Origin of the sequence: Streptomyces sp. NPDC051064 (assembly GCF_044455985.1) — a bacterium.
Classification (GTDB): Bacteria; Actinomycetota; Actinomycetes; order Streptomycetales; family Streptomycetaceae; genus Streptomyces.
In genome coordinates this window covers 98,394-122,337 of sequence record NZ_JBITFK010000003.1, presented here as the reverse complement: position 1 = coordinate 122,337, position 23,944 = coordinate 98,394, and the positions used below count along the sequence as shown (strand labels likewise).

The 23,944-nt window shown below is 71.1% G+C and carries 26 protein-coding genes; 15 read left to right on the top strand and 11 right to left on the bottom strand.

Going from position 1 to position 23,944, the window contains the following annotated elements:
- Window positions 1–61: 61 nt before the first annotated feature.
- Genes pcaB through pcaH form a run of 3 tightly spaced genes read right to left on the bottom strand, consistent with a single transcriptional unit; the run spans window position 62 to window position 2,702 of the window.
- Window positions 62–1,387 carry a 3-carboxy-cis,cis-muconate cycloisomerase gene (gene pcaB / locus ACIBCU_RS12475; RefSeq protein ID WP_362940124.1) on the bottom strand — a complete coding sequence of 442 codons (1,326 nt, stop codon included), beginning with the start codon at window positions 1,385–1,387 and terminating at the stop codon, window positions 62–64.
- Entirely contained in the window at window positions 1,387–1,959 is a 573-nt protein-coding gene (gene pcaG / locus ACIBCU_RS12470) for a protocatechuate 3,4-dioxygenase subunit alpha (protein ID WP_399231044.1), read from the bottom strand. Before pcaG ends, pcaB begins: the two co-directional genes overlap by 1 nt.
- Window positions 1,959–2,702 (bottom strand): protocatechuate 3,4-dioxygenase subunit beta, encoded by a 744-nt coding sequence (gene pcaH, locus ACIBCU_RS12465; protein WP_399231672.1) that lies wholly within the window; start codon window positions 2,700–2,702, stop codon window positions 1,959–1,961. The genes pcaG and pcaH overlap by 1 nt, the downstream gene beginning before the upstream one ends.
- 210 nt (window positions 2,703–2,912) lie before the next feature.
- Between pcaH and ACIBCU_RS12460 the strand changes: the two genes are divergently transcribed.
- Window positions 2,913–3,380: a MarR family transcriptional regulator gene (locus tag ACIBCU_RS12460; RefSeq protein ID WP_362940130.1), complete on the top strand. Its 468-nt coding sequence runs from the start codon at window positions 2,913–2,915 to the stop codon at window positions 3,378–3,380.
- A gap of 12 nt (window positions 3,381–3,392) precedes the next feature.
- Here the strand turns inward: ACIBCU_RS12460 and ACIBCU_RS12455 are convergent, their stop codons facing one another.
- Window positions 3,393–4,145, bottom strand: coding sequence for a VOC family protein (locus ACIBCU_RS12455; RefSeq protein ID WP_399231041.1), 753 nt, complete (start codon window positions 4,143–4,145; stop codon window positions 3,393–3,395).
- Window positions 4,146–4,302: 157 nt separating this feature from the next.
- Between ACIBCU_RS12455 and ACIBCU_RS12450 the strand changes: the two genes are divergently transcribed.
- The 8 genes from ACIBCU_RS12450 (at window position 4,303) to ACIBCU_RS12415 (ending at window position 13,135) form a co-directional block, all read left to right on the top strand.
- On the top strand, window positions 4,303–5,991 hold the full coding sequence (locus ACIBCU_RS12450) for an FUSC family protein (protein ID WP_399231670.1): 1,689 nt from the start codon (window positions 4,303–4,305) through the stop codon (window positions 5,989–5,991).
- Entirely contained in the window at window positions 5,988–6,491 is a 504-nt protein-coding gene (locus ACIBCU_RS12445) for a MarR family transcriptional regulator (protein WP_356716747.1), read from the top strand. Before ACIBCU_RS12450 ends, ACIBCU_RS12445 begins: the two co-directional genes overlap by 4 nt.
- 629 nt (window positions 6,492–7,120) lie before the next feature.
- The gene (locus tag ACIBCU_RS12440) at window positions 7,121–8,755 is read left to right on the top strand and encodes an ATP-binding protein (protein ID WP_362940139.1); all 1,635 of its coding nucleotides are present in this window, start codon (window positions 7,121–7,123) and stop codon (window positions 8,753–8,755) included.
- A complete protein-coding gene (locus tag ACIBCU_RS12435) occupies window positions 8,752–9,159 on the top strand; it encodes a roadblock/LC7 domain-containing protein (protein WP_362940141.1) in 408 nt (135 codons plus the stop codon). Before ACIBCU_RS12440 ends, ACIBCU_RS12435 begins: the two co-directional genes overlap by 4 nt.
- A complete protein-coding gene (locus tag ACIBCU_RS12430; RefSeq protein ID WP_033302786.1) occupies window positions 9,156–9,524 on the top strand; it encodes a DUF742 domain-containing protein in 369 nt (122 codons plus the stop codon). Before ACIBCU_RS12435 ends, ACIBCU_RS12430 begins: the two co-directional genes overlap by 4 nt.
- A complete protein-coding gene (locus ACIBCU_RS12425; RefSeq protein WP_362940143.1) occupies window positions 9,505–10,119 on the top strand; it encodes an ATP/GTP-binding protein in 615 nt (204 codons plus the stop codon). Before ACIBCU_RS12430 ends, ACIBCU_RS12425 begins: the two co-directional genes overlap by 20 nt.
- 78 nt (window positions 10,120–10,197) lie before the next feature.
- Window positions 10,198–11,709, top strand: coding sequence for a cytochrome P450 (locus ACIBCU_RS12420; protein WP_399231037.1), 1,512 nt, complete (start codon window positions 10,198–10,200; stop codon window positions 11,707–11,709).
- A gap of 82 nt (window positions 11,710–11,791) precedes the next feature.
- Window positions 11,792–13,135 (top strand): 6-phospho-beta-glucosidase, encoded by a 1,344-nt coding sequence (locus tag ACIBCU_RS12415; protein WP_362940149.1) that lies wholly within the window; start codon window positions 11,792–11,794, stop codon window positions 13,133–13,135.
- A 4-nt stretch (window positions 13,136–13,139) separates the two neighbouring features.
- Here the strand turns inward: ACIBCU_RS12415 and ACIBCU_RS12410 are convergent, their stop codons facing one another.
- Complete coding sequence (locus ACIBCU_RS12410; RefSeq protein WP_362940152.1) at window positions 13,140–13,580, bottom strand: hypothetical protein; 441 nt, start codon at window positions 13,578–13,580, stop codon at window positions 13,140–13,142.
- Window positions 13,574–14,032 carry an ATP-binding protein gene (locus tag ACIBCU_RS12405; RefSeq protein ID WP_399231033.1) on the bottom strand — a complete coding sequence of 153 codons (459 nt, stop codon included), beginning with the start codon at window positions 14,030–14,032 and terminating at the stop codon, window positions 13,574–13,576. The genes ACIBCU_RS12410 and ACIBCU_RS12405 overlap by 7 nt, the downstream gene beginning before the upstream one ends.
- Before the next feature lie 206 nt (window positions 14,033–14,238).
- On the opposite strand from ACIBCU_RS12405, the gene ACIBCU_RS12400 reads away from it, so the two are divergent.
- The 4 genes from ACIBCU_RS12400 to ACIBCU_RS12385 all read left to right on the top strand — a co-directional run bounded on the left by ACIBCU_RS12400 (window position 14,239) and on the right by ACIBCU_RS12385 (window position 16,733).
- Window positions 14,239–15,099, top strand: coding sequence for a helix-turn-helix transcriptional regulator (locus tag ACIBCU_RS12400; protein WP_362940157.1), 861 nt, complete (start codon window positions 14,239–14,241; stop codon window positions 15,097–15,099).
- Window positions 15,099–15,335, top strand: a complete 237-nt coding sequence (locus tag ACIBCU_RS12395) for a DUF397 domain-containing protein (protein ID WP_014152862.1) — start codon at window positions 15,099–15,101, stop codon at window positions 15,333–15,335. The genes ACIBCU_RS12400 and ACIBCU_RS12395 overlap by 1 nt, the downstream gene beginning before the upstream one ends.
- A 65-nt stretch (window positions 15,336–15,400) precedes the next feature.
- Entirely contained in the window at window positions 15,401–16,210 is an 810-nt protein-coding gene (locus ACIBCU_RS12390; protein WP_362940160.1) for an SAM-dependent methyltransferase, read from the top strand.
- 73 nt (window positions 16,211–16,283) lie between these two features.
- The gene (locus ACIBCU_RS12385; RefSeq protein ID WP_362940163.1) at window positions 16,284–16,733 is read left to right on the top strand and encodes a YchJ family metal-binding protein; all 450 of its coding nucleotides are present in this window, start codon (window positions 16,284–16,286) and stop codon (window positions 16,731–16,733) included.
- A 13-nt stretch (window positions 16,734–16,746) separates the two neighbouring features.
- Here ACIBCU_RS12385 and ACIBCU_RS12380 read toward each other — a convergent pair whose 3' ends face one another.
- Both ACIBCU_RS12380 and ACIBCU_RS12375 read right to left on the bottom strand, forming a co-directional pair.
- Complete coding sequence (locus tag ACIBCU_RS12380; protein WP_362940166.1) at window positions 16,747–18,819, bottom strand: MDR family MFS transporter; 2,073 nt, start codon at window positions 18,817–18,819, stop codon at window positions 16,747–16,749.
- A gap of 54 nt (window positions 18,820–18,873) precedes the next feature.
- Window positions 18,874–19,710 (bottom strand): hypothetical protein, encoded by an 837-nt coding sequence (locus ACIBCU_RS12375; RefSeq protein WP_399231028.1) that lies wholly within the window; start codon window positions 19,708–19,710, stop codon window positions 18,874–18,876.
- 106 nt (window positions 19,711–19,816) lie between these two features.
- Here ACIBCU_RS12375 and ACIBCU_RS12370 point away from each other — a divergent pair, with 106 nt between their 5' ends.
- Entirely contained in the window at window positions 19,817–21,052 is a 1,236-nt protein-coding gene (locus ACIBCU_RS12370; RefSeq protein ID WP_399231026.1) for a cytochrome P450, read from the top strand.
- Window positions 21,049–21,576 carry a DinB family protein gene (locus tag ACIBCU_RS12365; RefSeq protein ID WP_362940175.1) on the top strand — a complete coding sequence of 176 codons (528 nt, stop codon included), beginning with the start codon at window positions 21,049–21,051 and terminating at the stop codon, window positions 21,574–21,576. The genes ACIBCU_RS12370 and ACIBCU_RS12365 overlap by 4 nt, the downstream gene beginning before the upstream one ends.
- A 15-nt stretch (window positions 21,577–21,591) precedes the next feature.
- Here ACIBCU_RS12365 and ACIBCU_RS12360 read toward each other — a convergent pair whose 3' ends face one another.
- The 3 genes from ACIBCU_RS12360 to ACIBCU_RS12350 form a co-directional block, all read right to left on the bottom strand.
- Window positions 21,592–22,092: a hypothetical protein gene (locus ACIBCU_RS12360; protein WP_399231024.1), complete on the bottom strand. Its 501-nt coding sequence runs from the start codon at window positions 22,090–22,092 to the stop codon at window positions 21,592–21,594.
- Window positions 22,093–22,187: 95 nt separating this feature from the next.
- Window positions 22,188–23,402 carry an acyl-CoA dehydrogenase family protein gene (locus ACIBCU_RS12355; protein ID WP_399231022.1) on the bottom strand — a complete coding sequence of 405 codons (1,215 nt, stop codon included), beginning with the start codon at window positions 23,400–23,402 and terminating at the stop codon, window positions 22,188–22,190.
- Between the two features lie 4 nt (window positions 23,403–23,406).
- Window positions 23,407–23,880 (bottom strand): SCP2 sterol-binding domain-containing protein, encoded by a 474-nt coding sequence (locus tag ACIBCU_RS12350; protein ID WP_399231020.1) that lies wholly within the window; start codon window positions 23,878–23,880, stop codon window positions 23,407–23,409.
- Window positions 23,881–23,944 lie beyond the last annotated feature (64 nt).

The following is a 23,944-nucleotide window of genomic DNA, read 5'->3' as shown; positions in this document are numbered from 1 at the left end:
AGCGGGGGAGCGCTCGCGGGCCCTTCGGCGCTGTGGTGGAGGAGACGGTCGGATGTCATGGTCATCGGCGCTCCAGAGCGCGGTCGGTGAGGGGGCCGGCGCAGCCGGTGTAACGGGCAGGGTCGGTCAGTTCCGCGAGATCCAGGCCCTCGAAGGCGGCCTCCCCGGCGAGGATCTCCGACAGCGGTCCGCCCTCGTCGCGGGCACGGCCGGCGGCCTCGGTGAGGATCTCCTTGGCGCGGGCAGGTCCCACCCGGCCGGCGGCGACGGCGGCCAGCCGCTCCGAGACGATGAGCCCGCCGGTCAGTCCCAGGTGGCTCCGCATGGCCGACGGGAACACCTGGAGCCCCTCGGCGAGTTCCGCCGCGTCCCGCGCGGCCCCGCCGACGAGGCGCAGCAGATCGCGCAGCGGCTCCCATTCGGCGTGCCAGGCTCCCGCGGGCCGTTCGTCCTCGGCGGTGAGCGAGCCGTACAGCGTGGCCGCCTGCCCCGGCGCGCGGCGCGCCGCGGCGGCGATCAGGGTGGCACGGACCGGATTGGCCTTGTGCGGCATCGCGGAGGAGCCGCCGCCGGATCCCTCCGCCACCTCGGCGATCTCGGTACGCGACAGGGTCAGTACGTCAGCCGCGGCCTTGCCGAGCGCACCGGCCGTGAAGGCGAGCGCACCGGCCAGGTCCGCGACCGGGGTGCGCAGGGTGTGCCAGGGCAGCAGCGGTTCGGCCAGGCCCAGCTCCCGGGCGTAGGCCGTGACGAGCGCCGGCCCCGCCCCGTCCCCGTCGGCGGCGAAGGCCGCAAGCGTGCCCGCCGCACCGCCGAGCTGCACGGGGAGCGTGTCACGCACCCCCCGCACCCGGTCCCGCGCGTCGAGCACCAGCGACCGCCAGCCGGCGGCCTTGAGACCGAAAGTCGTCGGCACGGCGTGCTGCGTCAGGGTGCGGCCGGGCATCGGCGTGTCACGATGCCCGGCGGCCAGCAGCTCCAGTGCGTCGGCGGTCCGCCCCAGGTCGTCGAGGACGAGCGCCAGGGTCCGCGACGCCACCAGCATCGCCGCCGTGTCGAGGATGTCCTGGCTGGTCGCGCCCCGGTGCACGAACGGCCGCGCGTCCTCGTCGACCGCCGCGGTGAGGGCGGCGACGAGCGGGATCACCGGATTGCCGCCGGACCGCGCCCGCAGCGCCAGCTCCCGTACGTCGAACCTGTCGGGGTCGGCCGCCGCGGTGACCGCCCGCCCCGCCTCGGCGGGGGCGAGCCCGGAGGCGGCCTGCGCCCGGGTGAGTGCCGCCTCGGCGTCCAGCAGCGCCCGCAGGAAGGCGTGGTCGCCGGTGGCGGTCTCGGCGGCGGAGCCGGCCCGCCCGGGGGCGAGGAGACCGGCGTCGCTCTCGTGCATCAGCTGAACTCCAGGAAGACCGTCTCGTCGTCGCCCTGGAGACGGATGTCGAAGCGGTAGGTGCGGGGGTCCGTGCGTGTCGCGATCAGTGTGGCGCGCCGCTCCGCGTCCAGCGACTCCAGCAGCCGATCGGCGTCGCCCGCGCCGTCGCCCAGCAGATCGGGAAGATACACACGGGTGTAGAGGTGATGGACCAGGCCGCGGGCGAACACGGCCGCACAGAGATACGGGACGCCGCCGGGAGGGAGCGTACGCACGAACCAGCGCCCGGCCGCGTCCGTCGGCGCCCGGCCGAACCCGGTGAAGTCCACCCCGTCGCGCCCGATCACCTTGCCCGTCGCGGGGTCGTGGCGCAGCGACCCCGGGAGACCCGCGCGCGAGCCGTCGGGCGCGGGCTGCCAGGTCTCCACGATCGCGTCGGGCACGGGCTCGCCCCGGCCGTCGAGCACGTGGCCGTGGACCGTGACCGTGTCGGGGTGCCCGGCCGGGGCGACCTCGCTGCCGCCGGGGAAGGGCAGCGCGTATCCGTAGAACGGTCCTACGGTCTGGGAAGGGGTCGGGGCGTGGGACATCAGGCGTCGCCTTCTTCCTCGGTCCAGGTGGCGCACGGTCCGTCGAGGACGATGTCCCAGCGGTAGCCGAGGGACAACTCGGGAACGGACAGCTCGTGGTCGTACGTCGATATGAGCCGCTCGCGCGCGGCCTGGTCGGTGACGGACCTGATCACCGGGTCGTAGGGGAGGAGCGGATCGCCCGGGAAGTACATCTGGGTGATGAGCCGCTGGCTGAACGACGTACCGAACAGCGAGAAGTGGATGTGCGCGGGGCGCCAGGCGTTGGTGTGGTTGCGCCACGGGTAGGCGCCCGGCTTGACGGTCGTGAACGCGTAACCGCCGTCGTCGTCGGTGAGGCAGCGTCCGAAGCCGGTGAAGTTCGGGTCGAGCGGGGCCGGGTGCTGGTCGAGCTGGTGGGCGTAGCGCCCGGAGGCGTTGGCCTGCCACACCTCGACGAGCTGACCCCGCACCGGCCGGCCCGCCCGGTCCAGCACCCGGCCGGTGACGGTGATCCGCTCGCCGAGCGGCTCGCCGTCGTGCTGGGCGGTGAGATCGCGGTCCAGCGCGGTCACATCGGTGACGCCGAAGGCCGGACCGGACAGTTCGACCGCCTCCGGGTCGCGTACGGGGATGAGCGAGCGGCGCGGGTGGCGGAAGTGGCTGCTGCGGTACGGGGGATAGTCACGCGGCGGGTGGTGGGCGCCCGGCTCGGCAGCCGCCTGGGCCCTGGCCACCTCGGAGTCGATCTCCTGCTGGCTCATCCCGTCGGGCAGTGGATATGCGGGAAGGTCACGTGCGGTCATGTCACGGCTCCGTGAATTGCTGAAATACTCAGTACACTGAGTAAAATGCGATGGCCATGAAGCTACCCAGGGCACACTGTTGAGGTCAAGACCCTCAGTACACTGTCTATCTCGGCACCCTGGCCGACGGAGCCGACGGCCGACGGCCGTCAGAGAGAGGGCGGTGCCGTGCAGGCGGTCGACCTGAGCACCCACCCCGGGCATCTGGCCCGGCGTCTTCAGCAGGCGCATCACCTGCTCTGGAACACCATGGTCTCCCAGGAGATCACCTCGCCCCAGTTCGCCGTCCTCAACGCCCTGACCGCGGAACCGGGCCTCGACCAGCGGACGGTGGGGGAGCGGGTCGGCCTCGACCGGTCCACCGTCGCCGAGGTGATCACGCGGCTGCTGCGCCGTGAGCTCCTGGACAAGGTGCGTGACTCCGGCGACGGGCGGCGCTTCCTGCTCCGGCTCACCGACGAGGGCGTCCGGACCCACCGGCGGCTCGCCCTGCGCACGGTCGGGATGAACCAGGTCTTCCTCGGCCCGCTCTCCGCGGAGGAGCAGGAGACGCTCTTCGGTCTGATGCACCGGGTGGCGGACGCGGCCGAGGCCTTCCGTGTGCCGGAGGAGGCCGCGCAGCCCGCGCGGCGGTGACGGCGGGGCACCTCAGGGCGTGTGGATGCCGAACCGCGCCCCCTGCGGGTCGCGGAGCACCGCGACCCAGGGCCCGCCCGGGATGTGCGTCGGGGGTGCGAGCGGCTCGCCGCCCGCGGTCAGGGCCCGTGCGGCGGTGGCCTCGGTGTCGGACACCGTGAAGTAGGGCAGCCAGTGCGGTGGCGCCTCGGCCCGTTCGTCGTCGTCCTGCACCTTCATGCCGCCGAAGTCGGCCCCGTCCGCGCCCCAGTGGGTGAAGTGCGCGGAGCTGCTCACCGTCCAGTCGAACACCGACGGGTAGAAGGCGAGTGCGCCCTGCGGATCGGGGGTGCGGAGCTCGGCCCAGCCCAGGGCGCCCGGATCGTTCAGGCGCTCCGCGCCCCGGAAGGCGCGGGCCTGCCAGAGGGAGAACACCGCGCCCGACGGGTCGGCGGCCACGGCGAATCTGCCCTGGTCGAAGACGTCCATCGGTCCCATCAGCACCGTGCCGCCGGCCGAGCGCACGGCACCGGCCGTGGCGTCCGCGTCCTCGGTGGCGAAGGAGACGGTCCAGGCGGGCTGCTGCTCCGGCCGGTAGAGAGGGCTGAAGGCCGCGACGGCGTCCTCCCCGACGCGCGCCGTCGTGTAGCCGCCCGCCTCGGGCCGTGGATCGGTCTCGGACCGCCAGCCGAAGAGTCCCGCATAGAACGCCTGGGCCGCCTCCACGTCCGGGGTGCTCAACTCGACCCAGCAGGGTCCACCGGGCACCGGTTCCGTGGGCTTCATGCGGTTTCCTCCCGAGGCGCGCCGACAGTCACGTTCCTACGCTGTTGTGCAGCACGCTAGGGCCGCGCGGAGAGGGCGGCTACCGGAGGCAGCCGGGTGCGAGCAGATATTTTACGTGTGTAACACCTGCTAAAGTAAATGGGTGAGTGATACAGCCATGCGACCCCGGAAGCCATCCGTCCACAAACTGCCGGTCACCGGTGTCCTGAGGCTGAACAGCCCCGCGGAGATCTGGTACAAGCCCGCGCTGAGCGTGGTGGTCGCCTCGGCCGTCCCGAATGTGCTGCTGTACTCCCTCGATCGCCTCGACCTCGTCATGTACACGATGGCGGGATCGCTCTGCGCGCTCTACGGACACAACCTGCCGTACGCCCGAAGGGCCCACACCGTCCTCCGCGTGATCCTGGGGATGGCGGCGGGCCTCGCCGTCGCACTGGTGGCCGCCTCGCTCACCGACTCGACCGCCGTGCTGATCGGTGTCGGCGCGCTGCTCGCGGCCGTGCAGAAGACCTTCTGCGACGCGACGCGCATCGGCCCGCCCGGCAACGTGATCTTCGCGTTCGTCACGTCCGCCGCGCTCTTCGCCCCGCAGGAGCTCGGGCAGGTGCCGGGGCACATGGCCCTGATGCTGGCCGCGGGCGCCTTCTCCTGGCTGGTCACCGCCGGCCCGGCCCTGTGGCACAGGGAGGGGCCCGAGCGTCTCGCCACCGCCCGCGCACTCGACGCCGCCGCGGCGCACGCGGCGAGTCCCGACGCCCGGACCCGGCACGCCGCGGCCGCGGCGGTCCAGGCCGCCTGGCAGACACTGCTCGCCGCCGGGCGCCCCACCCCCGTACGCCAGGAGCTCGAGCGGCTCGTCGTCCACGCCGAGCGGGCCCTCGCCACCACGGCGTCCGGCGGCCGCGTCCCCGGCGCCGGCCCCGACGAGCTCCGCCGGTGGGCGGCGGGGACCCGGACCCGTGGCCCCGTACCCAGTCCGCCCCCCGCGCCAGGCACGGTGGAACAGCTCTTCGGGATCGACGCCGAGCGGGCCGGACAGCGGATGCGGCGAGGCCGGCGCGAGGCCCGGCGCAGGCTGCTCCGCGCACTCGGCCCCGGTTCCCCGGTGCTGCCGGTCGCCTTCCGTACGCTCGTCGGCTGCGCCCTGGCCGGTTACGTGTCCTCGGCGCTCGGCGTCGGGCACCCGTACTGGGCCATCGTCACCGCGGCCTCCGTCTACCAGCCCAACCTCACCCTCTCCTGGAGCAGGGCCCTGCAGCGGACCGTCGGCAACCTTCTCGGCGTGCTGGTCTTCGCGGCCGTCATCCCGCTCGCCCGGGTCAGCCCGCTCGTCCTCGTCCTGTGCGTCCTGTTCTTCAACTTCGCCGCCGAGGCCCTGATCACCCGCAACTACTGGCTCGGTTCCGTCGCCGTCACCCCGATGGCCCTGCTGATCCTGGAATTCGGCGGGTTCCAGCCGGCCGGTGAGCTCATCGCCGACCGCGCCCTGGACACCCTCGTGGGCGTCGCGGTCGGCTTCCTCGCCGCGATCGCCGTCACCAACCGCCGGGCGTCCGGACGCGTGGAGCAGGCCCTCGCCGCGGCGGCGGATGCCCAGGACCGCGCCGAACGGGCGGTCGCCGACCCGGCAGTCGACGCCCTCGCACTCGAAACGGCGCGCAGGAGGCTGACCGCCTCGCTCGTCGAGCTGCGCGACGCCAGTGACATCGCGTCGGGCGAGTGGTGGCAGCACGCCCTGCCCGAGGAAGAGCTGCTGGCGGCCGAGCAGGCGGGACACCGTACGCTCGCGGCGGCAGCACAACGGCAGGGGTTGCTCACCCTGCCCCCGGCGAACGGAGCGGTGTGACCGACGACATCGTGGCCTCGGTGGTACGGCAGTGGCAGGCCGTCAACCCGGGGCTCGACACGGGACCGATGGAACTCATCGGCCGCATCAACCGCTGCGCGGCCCTGCTCCAGCAGGCCGAGGACGCCCCCTTGCGGGCCGCGGGGCTCACCCGTGCCGAATTCGACCTGCTCGGCGCGATGCGCCGTACCGACCGTGAGCTCACGCCGGGCGAGCTGGCCCGCGAGACCTTCTCGTCCGGAGCCGCCGTCACCAAGCGGCTTCGCGCCCTGCAGGAGTCCGGCCTGATCGGCCGCCGGAGCGATGCCAGGGACCGCAGGGTCGCCCACGTCGGGCTGACGGAGGCGGGGCGTGACCTGGTCGACCGCCTGCTGCCCGAACAGCTCGCGTACGAGCGGTCGGTGCTCTCCGGGCTCGACGAGGAGACCCGCAGCGGCCTCAGCGGACAGCTCGGCGAGCTGCTGGTGCAACTGGAGGGCCGGCTCGGCGGCCGCCGCTGAGGCGCCCCGCTCCGACGCGGACCGGGGACGGGCGAGCCCGGCCTCCGGGCGGCGGGGTGTCCTCACCGACGGTGAGGGCCGCGCGGGCGGGCGACGCCGCGCCGCCCTCGGCCGGCTGCCCGGCGGCCGGGCGGTGCGGCCCGCGCGGATTCCGCGCCGAAGCTTCGTACATCCGTCCGTCGCTCAGGGATCTGCTCCTTTCGATCCGATTCGATCACATGTGCCCTCGTCCCGCTCTGAGGTGCACTTCTATTCGTATGCACTGATGGTTATCGCTCGTGCGTACGTATTATTTCCCGTTTCTGCTGGAAATTCGCATTCCGTCGCGGACGCCTTGAAGGCTTCAATGTCCCGCAGGGTGGGACACGCGGGTCTACTTTCTCCCGATTCCTGCAGGGTGTCACTCCCCGCACACGCTCGACGGCGTTGAGTACGAAAACTGGCGAGTGTAGTACCGCCCGCGTGCTCGCGCAGGGGGTTGGGCGAATATGCCGAAGCGCTGTTCTGATCTGGCTAGGCTCACGCGCAGTGAAGTCGAGTTGATATGCATTCGAGCACTTGTTCGCAAATGTGCGTACTGGTGCTGTGCATCCCGAATACCTTCCCGAATCAACCGCCAGAGGGTTTAGATGGTCCGTGTTGAATCACCGCCGACCAACAGAGACATCCCCGTAGTGCGCGCAGCGCTCCTGCCCGTCGTGCTGATGGCCGGCGCGACCGCCGCCGGCGCGGTGCCGGTCACCGGGGCCACACGGGCGGCAGTCGTCTGGTGCGGTGCGATCGCCACAGTCGTGGTCGCCACGCTCACCGTCGTGCTGAACCGCCGGCGCCGGGCGATGCGTGTCCAGCGCGCCGAGTACGAACAGCGCATCGCCGCCCTGGAACACCGTGTCGCCTCGTACGACCAGGAGACCGAGCGGCTCAGCAAGGAACTCCTGCCGACCGCGATCCGCAGGCTGCGGGCCAGCAACTCGCCGCAGGAGGTGATGCGCGACATCGTCGACGCGGACGCGTCGTACCGGAACCTCCCCAAGGCGCAACGCGCCCTGGTCCTCCAGGTCCTCGACATCATCGACAACGAAGAGGCGATGCGTGACTCCGCGCAGCGAGCCTTCGTCAGCGTCGCCCGCCGGGTCCAGGCCATCGTCCACCGACAGGCCAGTGAACTCCGGGAGATGGAGGACCACCACGGGCGCAACCCCGATGTGTTCGACGACCTGCTCCGCATCGACCACGGCACCGCGCTGATCGGCCGGCTCGCCGACTCCATCGCCGTACTCGGCGGCGCCCGCCCCAGCCGCCAGTGGCCCAAGGCCGTACCGCTGTTCAGCGTGTTGCGCGGCGCCATGTCCCGCATCCTGGAGTACCAGCGGGTCGATCTGCACTCGATCGCCAAGGTCGCCATCGTCGGCACCGCGGTCGAGCCGCTCATCCACGCCTGCGCCGAACTCCTGGACAACGCGACGCGTTACTCGCCGCCCCAGACCCGGGTGCACGTCACCGCGGTCGAGGTCCAGACCGGCATCGCCATCGAGATCGAGGACGGCGGCGTCAGCCTCAGCGAGGAGGCCCGTGCGCGGGCCGAGAACATGCTCGCCCAGGCACAGGCCGGCATCAACATGAACGACCTGGGGGAGTCCCCGCGCCTCGGCATGGCCGTCGTCGGCCGCCTCGCCCGCATGTACCAACTCCAGGTCTCCTTGCGGCAGTCCGCATACGGAGGGGTCCGCGCCGTACTCGTCGTGCCGCGCGACATGATCACCACCGGCCCGGCTCCCGGCATCGCGCACGGCATCGGCGCCACCTCGCGGCCCCAGAGCTCGCTCGACATGTCGCAGATGAAGCACGTCGTCCCGCCGCGCGGCAAGCACAAGGCGCGCCCCGCCACGACGGGGCCCGTACCGTCGCTCGCGTCCCCTGTCCCCGCACCCGCGCCGGCTCAGGCGGCGTCCGCCGCACGGCCCGCGCCCCCCGTGGCGGCCATGGGTGACGACGAGATCGTCGTCACCGAATGGACCGAGGGCGGGCTCCCCCAGCGCCGCAGCCGGGGGCGTGCACCCCTCGGTTCGCACAACCTCCCGCAGCAGTCCGCGTCGGCGTCAGGGCCCTCCACGCGCAACGGGCACAACGGACACGGCGGCGGAGGCACGGCACCGCCCGGTCTCTGGCTGGAGGCCTTCACCCAGGCCGTCAACGGTGTGCCCAAGGAGCCGAAGAACGACACAGACTCTGATGACGCGTGGGACAAGGGAGACGAGAAGTGATCCAGCAGCGGGGAAACATGGACTGGATGCTCAAGGAACTGGCCGACGACGTACCGAGCATCCACCAGATCGTGGTGCTCTCCGCCGACGGCCTCCGCATCGCCCGGCACGGCGGCGACCCCGACGTCGCCGACCGTCTCGCCGCCGCCTGCGCCGGGCTGCAGAGCCTGGCCGCGGCCGTCGCCACCGAAATCCCCTACAGCGACGGACTGATGAAGCTCGTCGTCATCGAGGTCACCGGAGGATTCTTCTACCTGATGGCAGCGGGCGCCGGCGCCTACCTCGCGGTGCTGGCCGGAGAGACGGTCGACGCCGGGCTGGTGGGTGCGCGCATGCGCGACCTGGTCGTCCGCATCGGCGCGCACCTGACGAGTCCTCCGCGCCACGACGGGCAGACCGTATGAGTCCTCCCCGACGAGAACGCCGAAAGGCCGACCCGGCGGTGAGCGACCCGGAACGGCTGTATGTGATCACCGGTGCCCCTGACGGCGAAAGAGCGGAACTCGACCTCGTCACCATGGTGGTGGCGCAGGCCGAGCCGTCGCCCACGGTCCAGCCCGAGCAGGCCGCGATCCTGCGGCTCTGCAAGGCGCCGTTGTCCGTCGCCGAGATCTCGGCCTATCTGAGTCTTCCCTTCAGCGTGGTCACCTCGCTCCTGACAGAACTCCTGGCGACCGAACTGATCGAATCGCGCGCGCCCATCGTCCGCGCCGCGCTCCCGGACCGGTCCCTCCTCGAAGCGGTGATGCATGGACTTCAGAAGCTCTGACACGATCCCGGGCCCCCGCAGCGAGGACGTCCTTCCCGACACGGCCACGGCCGCGGTGAAGGTCGTCGTCGTCGGCGGGTTCGGGGTCGGCAAGACGACCATGGTCGGATCGGTGAGCGAGATCCGGCCCCTGACGACCGAAGAGACCATGACCCAGGCCGGTGTCGGCGTGGACGACAACGTGGGTGTGGAGACCAAGACCGCCACCACCGTCGCCATGGACTTCGGCCGGATCAGTCTCAGCGAGGAACTGATCCTCTATCTGTTCGGCACCCCCGGCCAGGAACGCTTCTGGTTCCTGTGGAACGGACTGTTCGAAGGAGCGCTCGGGGCCGTCGTCCTCATCGACACCCGGCGGCTCCAGGTCAGTTTCGACGTCATCGGCAGGCTGGAGGAGCGCGGCGTGCCGTTCGTCGTGGCCGTCAACACCTTCCCCGGTGCACCGCGCCACCCGGTGGAGGCCCTGCGCAGCGCACTGGATCTGTCGGACGAGGTCCCGATGATCGACTGCGACGCCCGGCTGCGCACCTCCAGCCGCGATGTGCTGATGACCCTGATGCGCTACCTGCACAGCCTTGCCGTGCCGCTCGCCTGAAGGCGACACGCACCCCTGCCTCTGAACGGGCTCTGTCCCCCTCGCCCGGTCTCGGAACGTCTTATTCCTGGAGCCACAGTGACAACCCCCTTCCACCATGAACCCGGATCGCCCACAGGTCCGGTTCCGCCCCCGCAATGCCCCGCGCACGGCATGGGTACCGGGCCCGGCGGGCTGCGTCGGCTGTACGGCCCCGAAGCCGAGGCGGACCCCGCGGGTCTGTACGAGAAGCTGCGCGCCGAACACGGCACGGTTGCCCCTGTCCTGATGCACGGGGACGTACCCGCCTGGCTGGTTCTCGGACACAGCGAGAACCTTCACATGACCCGTACCCCCTCCCAGTTCTCCCGCGACTCGCGCCGTTGGCGTGCCCTGCAGGAGGGAACTGTGGCCTCGGACCACCCACTCGCCCCGGTCTTCACCTGGCAGCCGGTGTGTTCGTTCGCCGAAGGCGCCGAACACGAACGGCTGCGCGGCGCGGTCACCGACAGCATGGCGCGCATCGACACGCGTGGCGTACGCCGCCACATCAACCGGTACAGCAACCGGCTCGTCAACGACTTCTGCCGGGAAGGCCGTGCCGAACTGGTCAGCCAGTTCGCCGAGCGGCTGCCGATGATGGTGATGTGCGCGATCATCGGTATGCCGGAGGAGTACAACGACCGCCTGGTGCAGGCTGCCCGTGACATGACACGAGGCTCGGAGACCGCCGTCGCGAGCAACGCCTACGTGATCGGCGCGCTGGACCGGCTGGTCCGACGCCGTCGGGAGGCGCCCGCCGAGGACTTCGCCACCTGGCTGGTCGAACACCCCGCCGGACTCACCGACAAGGAGGTCAGCGAGCACCTCCGGGTCGTCCTCATCGTCGCCTACGAGACGACCACGAACCTGATCGCCAACGTGCTGCGCATGGTTCTCACGGACCCACGGTTCCGGGCCAGGCTCAGCGGAGGGCACATGACCGTGCCCGAGGCCGTCGAGCAGACCCTGTGGGACGAGCCGCCGTTCACCTCGATCCTCGGCCGCTGGGCGGTGGGGGACACCGAGCTCGGCGGGCAGCAGATCAAGGCCGGTGACGCCCTCATCGTCGGTATCGCGCCGGCCAACACGGACCCCGTCGTGCGTCCCGACCTCACCGCGAGTATGGAGGGCAACCGCGCCCACATGGCCTTCAGCAGCGGCCCTCACGAGTGCCCCGGCCAGGACATCGGACGCGCCATCGCCGACGTAGGCGTCGACGCCCTGCTGATGCGTCTGCCCGACCTGGAACTCAGCGTCGACGAGAGCAAGCTGAGCTGGACCGGGAACTTCGTCTCACGGCACCTGGTGGACCTGCCGGCGAGCTTCGCCCCCAGTCCGCAGCAGGAGATCGACGCGGAACCCCTGCCGGCGGTGTCCCGGTCCCGGTCGCAGGCCGACTGGGAGGTGTCGTCGCCCGCCGCCCCCAGGAGGGGCCCTGCGGCCGTCCCGGCCGCAGCGCGCACCGCCGAGCCGTACGCGGCACCCGGAGAGGGGGCCGTCATCCCCGCGCAGAGGAGTGGGCCGACGAAGATCTGGCGCGCCGTCGTGCGCTGGTGGAACGGCCACTGACACCGGAGCGGTCCGCCGCTCCGGGTGCCCCGGACCCCAGGGTCCGGGGCACCCGGCTCCCCGCCCCGTACCATCGATCAGCGTGAAGCTGACAATTCTTGGCGGCGGCGGATTCCGGGTCCCTCTGGTGTACGGGGCACTGCTCGGCGATCACGCCGATGGCCGCGTCTCGCGGGTGACCCTGTACGACACGGACGCGGACCGGCTCACCGCCGTCGCCCGGGTCCTCGACGAACAGGCGCGGGGCATCCATGACGCGCCCGCGGTCGTCGCCACCGACGATCTCGACGAGGCACTGCGCGGCGCGGACTTCGTCTTCTCCGCTATCCGCGTCGGCGGCCTCGAAGGCCGCGCCGCGGACGAACGCGTCGCCCTCGACGAAGGCGTCCTGGGCCAGGAGACGGTCGGTGCGGGCGGCATCGCGTACGGGCTGCGCACCGTGCCCGTCGCGGTCGCCCTCGCCCGGCGCATCGCGCGGCTCGCCCCAGACGCGTGGGTCATCAACTTCACCAACCCGGCCGGTCTGGTCACCGAGGCCATGTCCCGGCACCTCGGCGACAGGGTCATCGGGATCTGCGACTCCCCGGTGGGGCTCGGCCGTCGCATCGCCCGGGTCCTGGGCGCCGATCCGGACCGGGCCCGGGTCGACTACGTCGGGCTCAACCACCTCGGCTGGGTGCGTGGCCTGGAGGTCGACGGCCGCGACGAACTCCCGCGCCTGCTCGCGGATCCCGCCCTGCTCGGCTCCTTCGAGGAGGGCAGGCTCTTCGGGGCGGACTGGCTGCGCTCCCTCGGCTCGATCCCCAACGAGTACCTGCACTACTACTACTTCAACCGGGAAGCGGTCCGCGCCTACCAGGAGGCCGACCGGACCCGCGGAGCCTTCCTCCGTGACCAGCAGGAGGGCTTCTACGCCCGGATGAAGGATCCGGGCGCCCCGGCGCTCACCACCTGGGACCGTACGCGCGCCGAACGCGAGGCCACGTACATGGCGGAGAACCGCGACGTGGCCGGGGCCGGAGAGCGTGAAAAGAGCGACCTGGACTCCGGGGGCTACGAACAGGTCGCCCTGGCCCTGATGCGGGCCGTCGCCCGCAACGAACGGACCTCCCTGATCCTCGACGTCCGCAACCGGGGCACCCTCTCGGTGCTCGACGAGGACGCCGTCATCGAGGTGCCCTGCCTGGTCGACGCCAACGGCGCCCATCCCGTGGCCGTCGACCCGCTCCCGTACCACGCGGTCGGCCTGGTCACCGCCGTCAAGGCCGTGGAACGCGCGGTGCTCGAAGCGGCGGAGACCGGCTCGCGTGCCGCGGCCGTCAAAGCCTTCGCCCTGCACCCGCTGGTCGACTCCGTCTCCGTGGCCCGCCGGCTGGTCGACGGGTACACGAAGGTCCACCCCGGCCTCGCCTACCTCGCGCCGTGACCGGTCAGGGAGCGGGCACGGCCTTCGGCCGGCCGGACGGGTCCCAGGACGGCACGACACCGGTGACCTGACACACCATGAGGAAGAGCGGAATGGGCGGCGTGTACGGCGTCCGGCTGTCCGGTGCGTGGATCAGGCGGGGACGCCCGGCGGGGACGTAGGCCCCGGTGGCGTACGACGCCTGCTCCGGCCAGTCGAGATCGAGATCCGAACCCGACGGGACGATCCACCACCACTGGTCGGCGTCGGCGAACACGCACCCGGCGCGCGGCAGATGCGACATCAGCCTGAATCCGTACCGCGCGGGCACGCCCACCGCGTCGTAGCCGAGGCTCGCCGACAGCGCGGGCGGCAGCGGAAGCCGGACCCGGCCCGCCGCGCCGTCCTCCTCCGGGACCCGGGCGCGACGCGCGCCGAGCAGCTGGGACAGGGCGTTCTTCAGCATGTCGGCTCCGGGCCGCACGGCAGTTCGGCCCATACGATGCGCCCGGAGTGGTTCCCCGCGTCGTGGGATCCCCACGCACTGCTCACGGAGTCGACGAGCAGCAGCCCGCGTCCGTGCTCCCCGTCGGCGGTGAGGGACAGCCGGGGGCCGCCGGGCTGATGCCCCTGGTCCTGTACGGCTATGCGCAAGCGGCCGTCGTCACAGCGGAGTTCGCAGACGACCCGGGCGCTCGCGGTGTGCACCACCGCGTTGGTCACCAGCTCGGAGACGATCAGCACCGCCGCGTCGTGGGCGTCCCCCGTCAGCCGCCAGTCCGCAAGCCGGGCCCGGGTGAGGCGCCGCGCACCGGCAACGGACTCGGGGTGCGCCGGGAGCGCGAAGCAGTAACGGAGCGCTTCCGCCCCGGGGCTGAGGTCCACGAGCCGGGGGATGAGCGCACTGCCAGGTGCCACGACCGATTCCTCACAGTGGGGGCTGTGTCACGCTTCGCACCGTCCCGCAACGGGGCGGGCGCGACCACGCGAACTTGGTTCGGTTACCAACTCTCCCCCCGACATGAACACTTGGCAAGAGGCACTCTGAAAAATTCAGAGTGACTGTGTCCCTGGCGCCCCGCGCATGGCACACTGCTCGCACACAGCGCATCGGGAGGTCTGAAGTGAGCGAACCGCGGTCGGCCCCGACCGTGGGCCAGGTCGTTCTCGGTAAGCGTCTGCAGGACCTGCGGGAACGCGTGGGCCTGAGCCGGGACCAGGCGGCGAAGGTGCTCCGTGTCGCCCCGGGGACCATACGCAGGATGGAGACCGCCGAGGTCGGGCTGAAGATCCCGTACGTCCAGCTCCTCCTCAAGGCCTACGGGATCGCAGACGACGAGACCGACGCCTTCGTCGAGCTGGCGGAAGAGGCCAACAAGCCCGGTTGGTGGCAGCGTTTCCACGATGTGCTGCCCGACTGGTTCAGCATGTACGTCAGCCTGGAGGGCGCCGCGAGCCTCCTGCGCACGTACGAGCCGCACTTCGTCCCCGGGCTCCTGCAGACCGAGGACTACGCACGCTCCGTCCTGCGCACCGGCGCGGTCGGCCAGACCAGGCCCGCCGACATCGAGCGCCATGTCGCCCTGCGGATGGAGAGGCAGGCGCTGCTCACCAAGGCGGAGGCGCCGAAGCTCTGGGTGGTCATGGACGAGACGGTCCTGCGCCGCCCCGTCGGCAGCCCCGACGCCATGCGGACCCAGGTCGACCGTCTGCTCGAAGCGACCGACCTGCCCAACGTGACCCTGCAGATCGCGGAGTTCGCCACCGGCCACCACCCGGGCACGTACGGTCCGTTCGTCCTCTTCCGCTTCGCGGTCCCCGAGCTGCCCGACATGGTCTACAGCGAGTACCTGACGGGCGCCGTGTACTTCGACGCGCGCCCGGAAGTGGCCTCGTACCTCGAGGTCATGGACCGAATGGCGGCTCAGGCCGCGACTGCACAACGCACGAAGGAAATCCTCAGGGACTTCCGCAAGGAGCTGTGATGAACCACATATACAACGGCATGCCGGCCGCCGACCTCGGCACCGAAGGCTGGTACAAGCCGTGGAGCGGTGGTAACGGCGGCAATTGCATCGAAGCCATGAAGCTGGCCGACGGCAGGGTGGCGGTCCGTCAGTCCGCGGACCCGGACGGGCCCGCTCTCATCTACTCCAACGGCGAGATCGCCGCCTTCATCCAGGGCGCCAAGTCCGGGCAGGCCGATTTCCTCCTCACCTGACGCACGGGCCGCCTATTATCGCACCACACGCTGTTCGCCGAAGTCCCCGACCAACGGAGTGCGTTATGACCGGGCAGGATCCCGAGACCGTCGAGATCGACACGAGCAAGCCGCATCCGGCACGGATGTACGACTGGTTCCTCGGCGGCAAGGACAACTACCCGGTCGACGAACAGATGGCCCAGCAGCTGCTCGCCCTGGACGCCCGGGGCCGCGACATGGCCCGGGTCAACCGTGCCTTCATGCACCGGGCCACCCGCTGGCTCGCGGAGAGCGGCGTGCGCCAGTTCCTCGACATCGGCTCCGGCATACCCACCGAGCCGAATCTTCACCAGATCGCCCAGGGGGCCGCCCCGGACGCGCGCGTCGTCTACTGCGACAACGACCCGATCGTCCTCGCACACGCGGCGGCGCTGCTGCGCTCCACGCCCGAGGGTGCCACCGAATACATCCAGGCCGACGCCCGCAGGCCCGACGCCATCCTGGAGGCGGCGGGCAAGATCCTCGACTTCGACCGGCCGATCGCGCTCTCCCTCCTCGCCCTGCTGCACTTCGTCGACGACGAGGACGGGGCCGCCGAGCTCGTCGACCGCCTCGTGGAGCAGCTGCCCTCCGGCAGCTATCTCGTGCTGTCGCACACCACGGGTGACTTCGACCCCGAGGGCGCGGCCCAGGCCCGTGCCATGTACAAGGCGCGGGGGATGACCCTGCGGCCCCGCTCGCGCGCCGAACTCACCGCGTTCTTCCACGGCCTCGAACTCGTCGAGCCGGGCGTCTCGCTCTCCGCGGACTGGCATCCGGAGCTCGGCGAGGTCATCGACGTGCCCGGCGTCGAGCCGATCCCCGGTTACGCGGGAGTGGCGCGCAAGCGCTGACCGCGCACGGCGGGGGGCCGCCGGCCCCTGCCCCGTTCCCCGGGCGCCCCGGCCGGCAGGCCACAATGGACGCATGTCACGACGCACCTCACGCCCCCGCCGGCCGGACTCCCCGCAGGCAGGACCCCCGCGGATCACCCCGGAGGCACCGTGCCCGTGCGGTCTGCCGGCCGCCTACGGGGAGTGCTGCGGCCGACTGCACGCGGGCACCGTCGCCGCCCCGACGTGCGAGGCGCTGATGCGCTCGCGGTACGCCGCCTTCGTCGTCCGGGACGCCGGATACCTGCTGCGCACGTGGCACCCGGCGACCCGCCCGCCTGCCGTCGACTTCGACCCGGCCCTGCGCTGGGAGCGGCTGGAGATCCTGGACACCACCGAGGGCAGCGCCTTCCACACCACCGGTACGGTCACCTTCCGCGCCCACTACACCGACGACGGCAGGCCCGACTCGCTCCACGAGCAGAGCCGCTTCGTCCGCGAGCAGGGAGCCTGGGTGTACGAGACCGCGGTCTTCGTCGAGTAGCCGTCCGCCCTGGTCAGGCCGGGACCCCCGTCCGCTCGGGCGGGGCCAGCTGCTGCTCCAGGTCCTCCGCGAGCAGCCGCTTGGCGATCACGTCGACCGCCGCGCGCAGCTGCCGGTCGTCGGGCCGGGCGCCGTCCTCGGCCAGCCGTTCGTTGAGCCAGCGGCCCCAGGCCGCCGAGATCGTCGCCGCCTCACGGCTGCCCGCGGCCGTATGGGTGAAGAGCCGGCCGTCCCCGGTGAGGTAGCCCTCCTCGATCATCCGGTCGAAGACGGGCACCAGCACCTCCGGCGGGATCCGGTGCCGGGCGGCGATCAGACTGAGCCCCGCGTGGCCCACCATCCGGGTGAAGAGGTCGACCTGCATCACCGCCCAGGCCCCCGCCATGTCGAGCCGGGTGTCGGAGTCCGCGACGATCCGCCGGGCGGCATCGGGACCGGCCTGGTGCAGGATCCGGGCCACGGCGGATTCGAGCACGCTCGCCGCGTCGCCGGTGTTCGGCCGGGCGAAGCCCTCACCCATGTCGGTCGAGCCCGCACGGGCGCTGTCGCGCAGCTTCACCTGCTTCAGGAAGAGCGAGACGACGAACCCCAGCAGGGCCACCGGCACCGTCCAGAGGAAGACGGTGTGCAGCGTGTCCGCGTACGCCTGGGCGAGGGGCGCGGTCTGGTCGGCGGGCAGGGCGTGCACGGCCTTCGGATTCTCCGCGACCCGCGCCAGCGAGGCCGGATCACCGCCGGCCCGCGCCGCCTGCTCGACGCCCTGGGTCAGATTCGGCCGCAGGGCGTTGGCGTAGATCGTGCCGAACACCGCCGTGCCGAACGAACTGCCGAGCGTACGGAAGAACGTCACGCCGGACGTGGCGGTGCCGAGGTCCGCGTAGTCGACCGTGTTCTGCACGGCGATCGTCAGCACCTGCATCGACAGGCCGATACCGATGCCCAGCACCAGCATGTACAGCGACTCCAGCCAGACGCCGCTGCCGGGGCCCATCCGGGACAGGAGGTAGAGGCCGACCGCCATGACGAGCGAACCGATGACGGGGAAGTAGCGGTAGTGGCCGGTCTTGCTCACCACGTTGCCGCTGAAGATCGAGGCCGCCAGCAGCCCCACCACCAGGGGCAGGGTCCGCACCCCGGACAGGGTGGCCGAGTCCCCGTCGACGTACTGCAGATAGGTCGGCAGATAGATCATCGCGCCGAGCATGGCGAAGCCCACGATGAAGCTCAGGATGGAGCAGACCGCGAACACCGGATTGCGGAACAGCCGCATCGGCAGCATCGGTTCCTTCGCCCGTGTCTCCACGACGCAGAAGAGCGCCAGCGCGACGAGGCCGCCGACGAACAGGCCGATGATGACCGGTGAGCCCCAGGCATACTCGTTGCCGCCCCAGCTCGTGCCGAGGATCAGCGCGCTGGCGCCGACGGCGACCAGCGCGATGCCCAGGTAGTCGATGGCCGGCCGTCCCACCGCGCGTACGGAAGGGATGGTGCGGGCGGCCGCGATGACCACCACGATCGCGATCGGCACATTGACGTAGAACGCCCACCGCCAGGTCAGATGGTCGGTGAACAGCCCGCCCAGCAGCGGTCCGACCACCGTGGCGACGCCGAAGACCGCACCGATCGCCCCCTGGTACTTGCCCCGTTCGCGCAGCGGGATGACATCGGCGATCAGCGCCATGGAGGTGACCATGAGCCCGCCCGCGCCGATGCCCTGCAGACCACGCCAGATGATCAGCAGCAGCATGTTGGACGCGAGACCGCAGAGGAACGAGCCCGTGATGAAGATGACGGCCGAGATCTGGAAGATCAACTTCCGGCCGAAGAGGTCGCCGAACTTGCCGACCAGGACCGTCGCCACGGTCTCCGCCAGCAGATACGCCGTCACGACCCACGACATGTGCTCCGCGCCGCCGAGGTCCGAGACGATCGTGGGGAGCGCCGTTCCCACGATCGTCTGGTCCAGCGCGGCGAGCAGAATCCCCAGGACGATCGTGGCGAACACGATGTTGCGGCGTCTGGGGTCGAGGACGGGTGGCGCTGCGGCACTCTGCGCGGCGGGGACGGTCTCGCTGGCAGTGGTCACCCTCGCACCCTCACACCCGGTCAGGCCCCACGCATGCGGGAAGGGCCGGACGGGTCAGGCCAGCAGCTCCCGTACGGAGTCCCTCATCCGGGCGACGAACGCCTCGCGGACCTCATCCGGAACCAGGTCGAGCGACAGATACGGATTGAGGTCCTCCAGCTCGACGAGCAGCAGGCCACCCTCCGGAGTCCGGCAGGCGTCCACCCGCTGGATGCCGTGCGTGAGGGTGTTCCACTCGACGAAACCGCGTGCGAAGTCCAGGTCCTCAGGGCTGGGGACGTACGGTTCGAGCACCCAGCGCCTGTCCGGACGCGGTGCGTGGAGGGCGTACTGGAAGTCGTGGTCGACGAAGTAGAAGGACACCTCGTAGCGGAAGTCGATCCTGGGCTGGACGAGCAGGGTGCCGTCGGCGCCCTCGGGATACTCCGGCCCCTCGGTGAAACGCAGCCCAACCGAGTCCGCGCCGAGCTTGGGCTTGACCACATACCCCGCCGAGCGGGGGAGCAGCCCGAGATCCGCCGCACGGTCCACGGTCGGGATCACCGGGAAGCCGGCCCGGCTCAGATCGACCAGATACTGCTTGCCGGCCATGTCCCCGCGTCCGTCGAGCGTGTTGTACACCCGCGTCCCCGACTCCCGAGCGCGGGTACGGAACGCGTCGTACGCCTCCTGGTAGTGCAGGACCGGTCCGCTGTTACGGACGACTACCGCGTCGAACCCGTCCAGCAGCGCCGCCGCGTCACGGGGGTGACAGAGCGCGACGTCGAAGGACTCGCGGAGCCGGGACGTCAGGAAGATGTCCTCGTCGCAGTAGCGCCGTCCGCGCGCCTCGTAGGCGAGGTCGGTGACGAACAGGACGGACGGACGTGGTGCCTCGGACCCGGCGATCAAGAAATACTCCCAGGGGGTGCGCTATCCGGCTGACGGTCAATAGCCTTGCTGGTGTTGCCCGTTCATGGAAATGAAGCCCCTGATCTCTGCCCCACAGGAGTCACACGTGTCCCAGGCGTTCTCACCGCCCGATATTCTCTCGCCCGCCTTCGCCGCCGATCCCTACGGGGCCTACCGGACGATGCGCGAGAGCGCCCCGCTGATCCACCACGAGGCCACGGGGAGCTATCTCGTCTCGCGCTACGAGGACGTCGAGCGCGTCTTCAAGGACCGGGCGCAGGAGTTCACCACCGAGAACTACGACTGGCAGCTGGAGCCCGTCCACGGCCGCACCATCCTCCAGCTCAGCGGCAGGGAACACGCCGTACGCCGGGCCCTGGTCGCCCCCGCCTTCCGCGGCGCCGACCTCCAGGAGAAGTTCCTGCCCGTCATCGAACGCAACGCCCGCGAGCTCATCGACACCTTCCGGCACAAGGGGGAGGCGGACCTCGTCGAGGCGTTCGCGACCCGCTTCCCCGTCCTGGTCATCGCCGACATGCTGGGTCTGGACAGGGCGGACCACCAGCGCTTCCACGGCTGGTACACCAACGTCATCGCCTTCCTCGGCAACCTGGCGGGCGACCCCGCGGTCACGGCGGCGGGGGAGCGGACCCGCCAGGAGTTCGCCGAGTACATGATCCCCGTCATCCAGCGGCGCAGGGAGGAGCCGGGGGACGACCTGCTCTCCGCGCTCTGCGCCGCCGAGGTCGACGGCGTACGGATGAGCGACGAGGACATCAAGGCGTTCTGCAGTCTGCTGCTCGCGGCCGGCGGCGAGACGACCGACAAGGCCATCGCCTCGGTCTTCGCCAATCTCCTGGCACACCCCGAGCAGCTCGCCGCAGTACAGCGGGACCGGTCCCTGATCGACCGGGCCTTCGCCGAGACGCTGCGCTACACCCCGCCGGTCCACATGATCATGCGCCAGACGGCGGGGGAGGTGGAGCTGTCCGGGGGTACCGTCCCCGCCGGTGCCACCGTCACCTGTCTGATCGGCTCGGCCAACCGGGACGGGGCCCGCTACACCGAACCGGACCGATTCGACCTGTTCCGTGACGACCTGACCAGCACCACGGCGTTCTCCGCGGCCGCCGACCACCTGGCGTTCGCGCTGGGCCGGCACTTCTGCGTGGGTGCCCTGCTGGCCAGGGCCGAGGTCGAGACCGGGGTGAACCAGCTGCTCGACGCTATGCCGGCCCTCCGGCTCGCCGACGGCTTCACCCCGGCCGAGGAGGGCGTCTTCACCCGGGGCCCGGCATCGCTCCCGGTGCGCTTCACCCCGGTCGGAGCAGTGGGCGCATGACGTGGACGGCACCGCGGACCGAGCGGACCACGTCACTGAGCACTCTGGGCATGCTGCCTGAGCGCCAGCTGCTGGAGGGATGGCTGAACTGGCATCGGGAGACCCTGCTGGCCAAGTGCGCCGGTCTCGACGCCGCGCAACTGGCGACGGCGACCGTCGAGCCGTCGAATCTCACCCTTCTCGGTCTGGTCCGCCACATGGCGGAGATCGAGCGGTGGTGGTTCCGGCGCAGCTTCGCGGGCGAGCCCGTCGGCGATGTCTTCACCGGGCCGTCGGACGGTGACGAGGGCTTCGACGGCGTGGACCCGGCCGACGCGGAGAGGGACTTCGGGAGATACCGGGCCGAGATCACGGCATGCGACGCGGCGGTGGCCGGGCGCGCTCTCGACGACACCTTCATGTCCACGCCCGAGGTCGGCCTCAGCCTTCGCGCGGTCTACGTGCTGATGATCCAGGAGTACGCCCGCCACAACGGCCACGCCGATCTCCTGCGGGAGCGGACCGACGGGATGACGGGCGACTGAACCGGCGGTCCGGACTCAGCCGATCCGCGCGCACACGTCGTCGGCGGACCCGTGGACCAGGCGCACCGACTTGTAGCCGGTGGCGCTGATGTCCATGGTGTACACACCGTCCAGCACGTACAGACCCCGCGCCAGGTTCCCGGCGTTCTCGCCGACGCCCGCCAGCACGGGGCCGACGACGTACCACTTCTGCGAACCGTCCGCGTGGTGGTCGACGATCGCGCTGCCGCTGACATCGGCGTCGTAGAAGGCGCCGGTGTCCGTATTGGTGACGCGGACGACGAGGTCGCCGCGGTAGGCGACCCGGGAGGGGGAGCCGTCCGGCCGCCGGTCCAGGACCCGCTGCACCACCTCGTCCACCACGGGCTCCGTGTGGACCGGGACGTCGCAGCGGGCTCCGGCCGGCAGATCGTACGGAGGGGTCGGGGCCGGCTCCCACCCGTCGGCCCCGGACGCCGGGGACGTTCCCAGCACCACGGCTCCGAGAGTGGTCGCGGCAAGGAGTGCGCGTCGCATGGGACCTCCGTCGGGGAGGCGTGACCGGCACGGCGGACCCGCCTCCCCACGCGGTCTGCCGCACTGCACGATCATGCCGCGTCCGGCTCCCGCTGTCAGCGGATGTGACGCCCCGAAATGGCCCGGGCGATGACCAGCCGCTGGATCTCGCTCGTACCCTCGAAGATCGTGTAGATCTTGGCGTCGCGGTACATCCGCTCCACCGGGTGCTCCCTGCTGTACCCGGCGCCGCCGAGGATCTGGACCGCCTTCTCCGTCGCGGAGACCGCGAGTTCACCCGCGCGGAGCTTGGACATGGAGCCCTGGCCCGCGTCGAAGGTCCGGTCGTTGCGGGCCATCCAGGCCGCCTGCCAGATCAGCAGGCGCACGGCCTCGATCTCCGTACGGATGTCGGCGAGGGCGAAGGCGATCGACTGGTTCTCGATGACCGGCCGGCCGAAGGCCTCGCGTTCACCGGCGTACTCCAGCGCGTACTCGTACGCGGCGCGCGCGATACCCAACGCCTGGGCACCCACGGTGGGGCGACTGACCTCGAAGGTCGCCATCGCCGCCTGGCCCTTGGCGGTGCCGCCCTCACGGGCACGCGCCAGCCGGGCGTCCAGCTTCTCCTTCCCGCCCAGCAGGCAGTGCCCCGGGACGCGGACGTCGTCGAGGAACACGTCCGCGGTGTGCGACGCGCGCAGGCCGAGCTTCTTGATGGTGCGGCTCGCCACCAGGCCCTCCGTGCCGGGCGGCACGATGAACGCCGCCTGGCCGCGGGCCCCGAGCGCGGGGTCGACCGAGGCGACCACCACGTGGATCTCGGCGATCCCGCCGTTGGTGATCCACGCCTTCTGGCCGGAGAGCACCCACTCGTCCTTGGCCTCGTCGTAACGGGCCTTCGTGGTCATCGCGGAGACGTCGGACCCGGCCTGGGGCTCGGAGACGCAGAAGGCGGCCACCTTCGGGTCGTCCTCGTCGCCATAGCACTGCGGGACCCACTCGGCGAGCTGGTCGGGCGTGCCGGAGGCGAAGATCCCGGCGACCGCGAGCGAGGTGCCGAACAGTGCCATGCCGATCCCGGCATCGCCCCAGAAGAGCTCCTCGTTGGCGATCTGGAGGGAGAGTCCGCTCGGGTCCCCGTACATGTCGGCGAGCGACTCGAACCCGTACAGCCCGATCTTGGCCGCTTCCTGGATGACCGGCCACGGAGTCTCTTCGCGTTCGTCCCATTCGGCCGCCGCGGGGCGCACGACCTGGGCGGCGAAGCCGTGAACCCACTCCCGCAGGTCCCGCTGTTCCTCGGTCAGGGCGAGGGAGAAGTAGCTCACGGGCTCAGGCCTTCGGGATGTCGAAGTAGCGGGTCAGGCCCGAGGCCAGGCCGACGTCACCGGCGACCTTCAGCTTGCGCATCATGAACATCGTCACGGGATTGCCGTTACCGGAGACCAGCTTGAGGAATTCGGCGTCGCCCATCACCAGCGTCGTACGGGGCTCGGCGTCGGAGCGGCCCGCGCTCACCGTGCAGGTGCCGTCGGCTATGGAGGTCTCGTAGACCTCCTCGCTCTCGCCCGTGATCTTCCAGCGGATCAGGGCCGTCAGCCCGCCCGCCGCCTCCGGGCGGAACTGCTGCCGCATCCGGCCGAAGACCTCGCTCAGCACCCGGGCACGCAGGTCACCGTGCATGACCTCGCCGAGCTGCCTGGCGGACAGGCCCTTGACGATCCGAGCGAACTCCTCCGGGGAGACGGCACCGAAGTCGAGCCCGGACAGTTCGTCCGTGAGGTTGCCGCTGCTGTTGTCGGCCACGCCAAATCCTTACTTCAGAGTAAACTTACTTCTGAGTAAGGTAAGTCGGCCGTCGCCCCCGCGC

Coding starts and splice junctions, on each gene's coding strand:
- ACIBCU_RS12410 (WP_362940152.1), bottom strand. CDS start 13,580: ATGCTGAAGAACGCCCTGTCCCAGCTGCTCGGCGCGCGTCGCGCCCGG.
- ACIBCU_RS12440 (WP_362940139.1), top strand. CDS start 7,121: ATGGTCCGTGTTGAATCACCGCCGACCAACAGAGACATCCCCGTAGTG.
- ACIBCU_RS12455 (WP_399231041.1), bottom strand. CDS start 4,145: ATGAAGCCCACGGAACCGGTGCCCGGTGGACCCTGCTGGGTCGAGTTG.
- ACIBCU_RS12395 (WP_014152862.1), top strand. CDS start 15,099: ATGAACCACATATACAACGGCATGCCGGCCGCCGACCTCGGCACCGAA.
- ACIBCU_RS12425 (WP_362940143.1), top strand. CDS start 9,505: ATGGACTTCAGAAGCTCTGACACGATCCCGGGCCCCCGCAGCGAGGAC.
- ACIBCU_RS12365 (WP_362940175.1), top strand. CDS start 21,049: ATGACGTGGACGGCACCGCGGACCGAGCGGACCACGTCACTGAGCACT.
- ACIBCU_RS12385 (WP_362940163.1), top strand. CDS start 16,284: ATGTCACGACGCACCTCACGCCCCCGCCGGCCGGACTCCCCGCAGGCA.
- ACIBCU_RS12430 (WP_033302786.1), top strand. CDS start 9,156: ATGAGTCCTCCCCGACGAGAACGCCGAAAGGCCGACCCGGCGGTGAGC.
- pcaG (WP_399231044.1), bottom strand. CDS start 1,959: ATGTCCCACGCCCCGACCCCTTCCCAGACCGTAGGACCGTTCTACGGA.
- pcaB (WP_362940124.1), bottom strand. CDS start 1,387: ATGCACGAGAGCGACGCCGGTCTCCTCGCCCCCGGGCGGGCCGGCTCC.
- pcaH (WP_399231672.1), bottom strand. CDS start 2,702: ATGAGCCAGCAGGAGATCGACTCCGAGGTGGCCAGGGCCCAGGCGGCT.
- ACIBCU_RS12360 (WP_399231024.1), bottom strand. CDS start 22,092: ATGCGACGCGCACTCCTTGCCGCGACCACTCTCGGAGCCGTGGTGCTG.
- ACIBCU_RS12390 (WP_362940160.1), top strand. CDS start 15,401: ATGACCGGGCAGGATCCCGAGACCGTCGAGATCGACACGAGCAAGCCG.
- ACIBCU_RS12450 (WP_399231670.1), top strand. CDS start 4,303: ATGCGACCCCGGAAGCCATCCGTCCACAAACTGCCGGTCACCGGTGTC.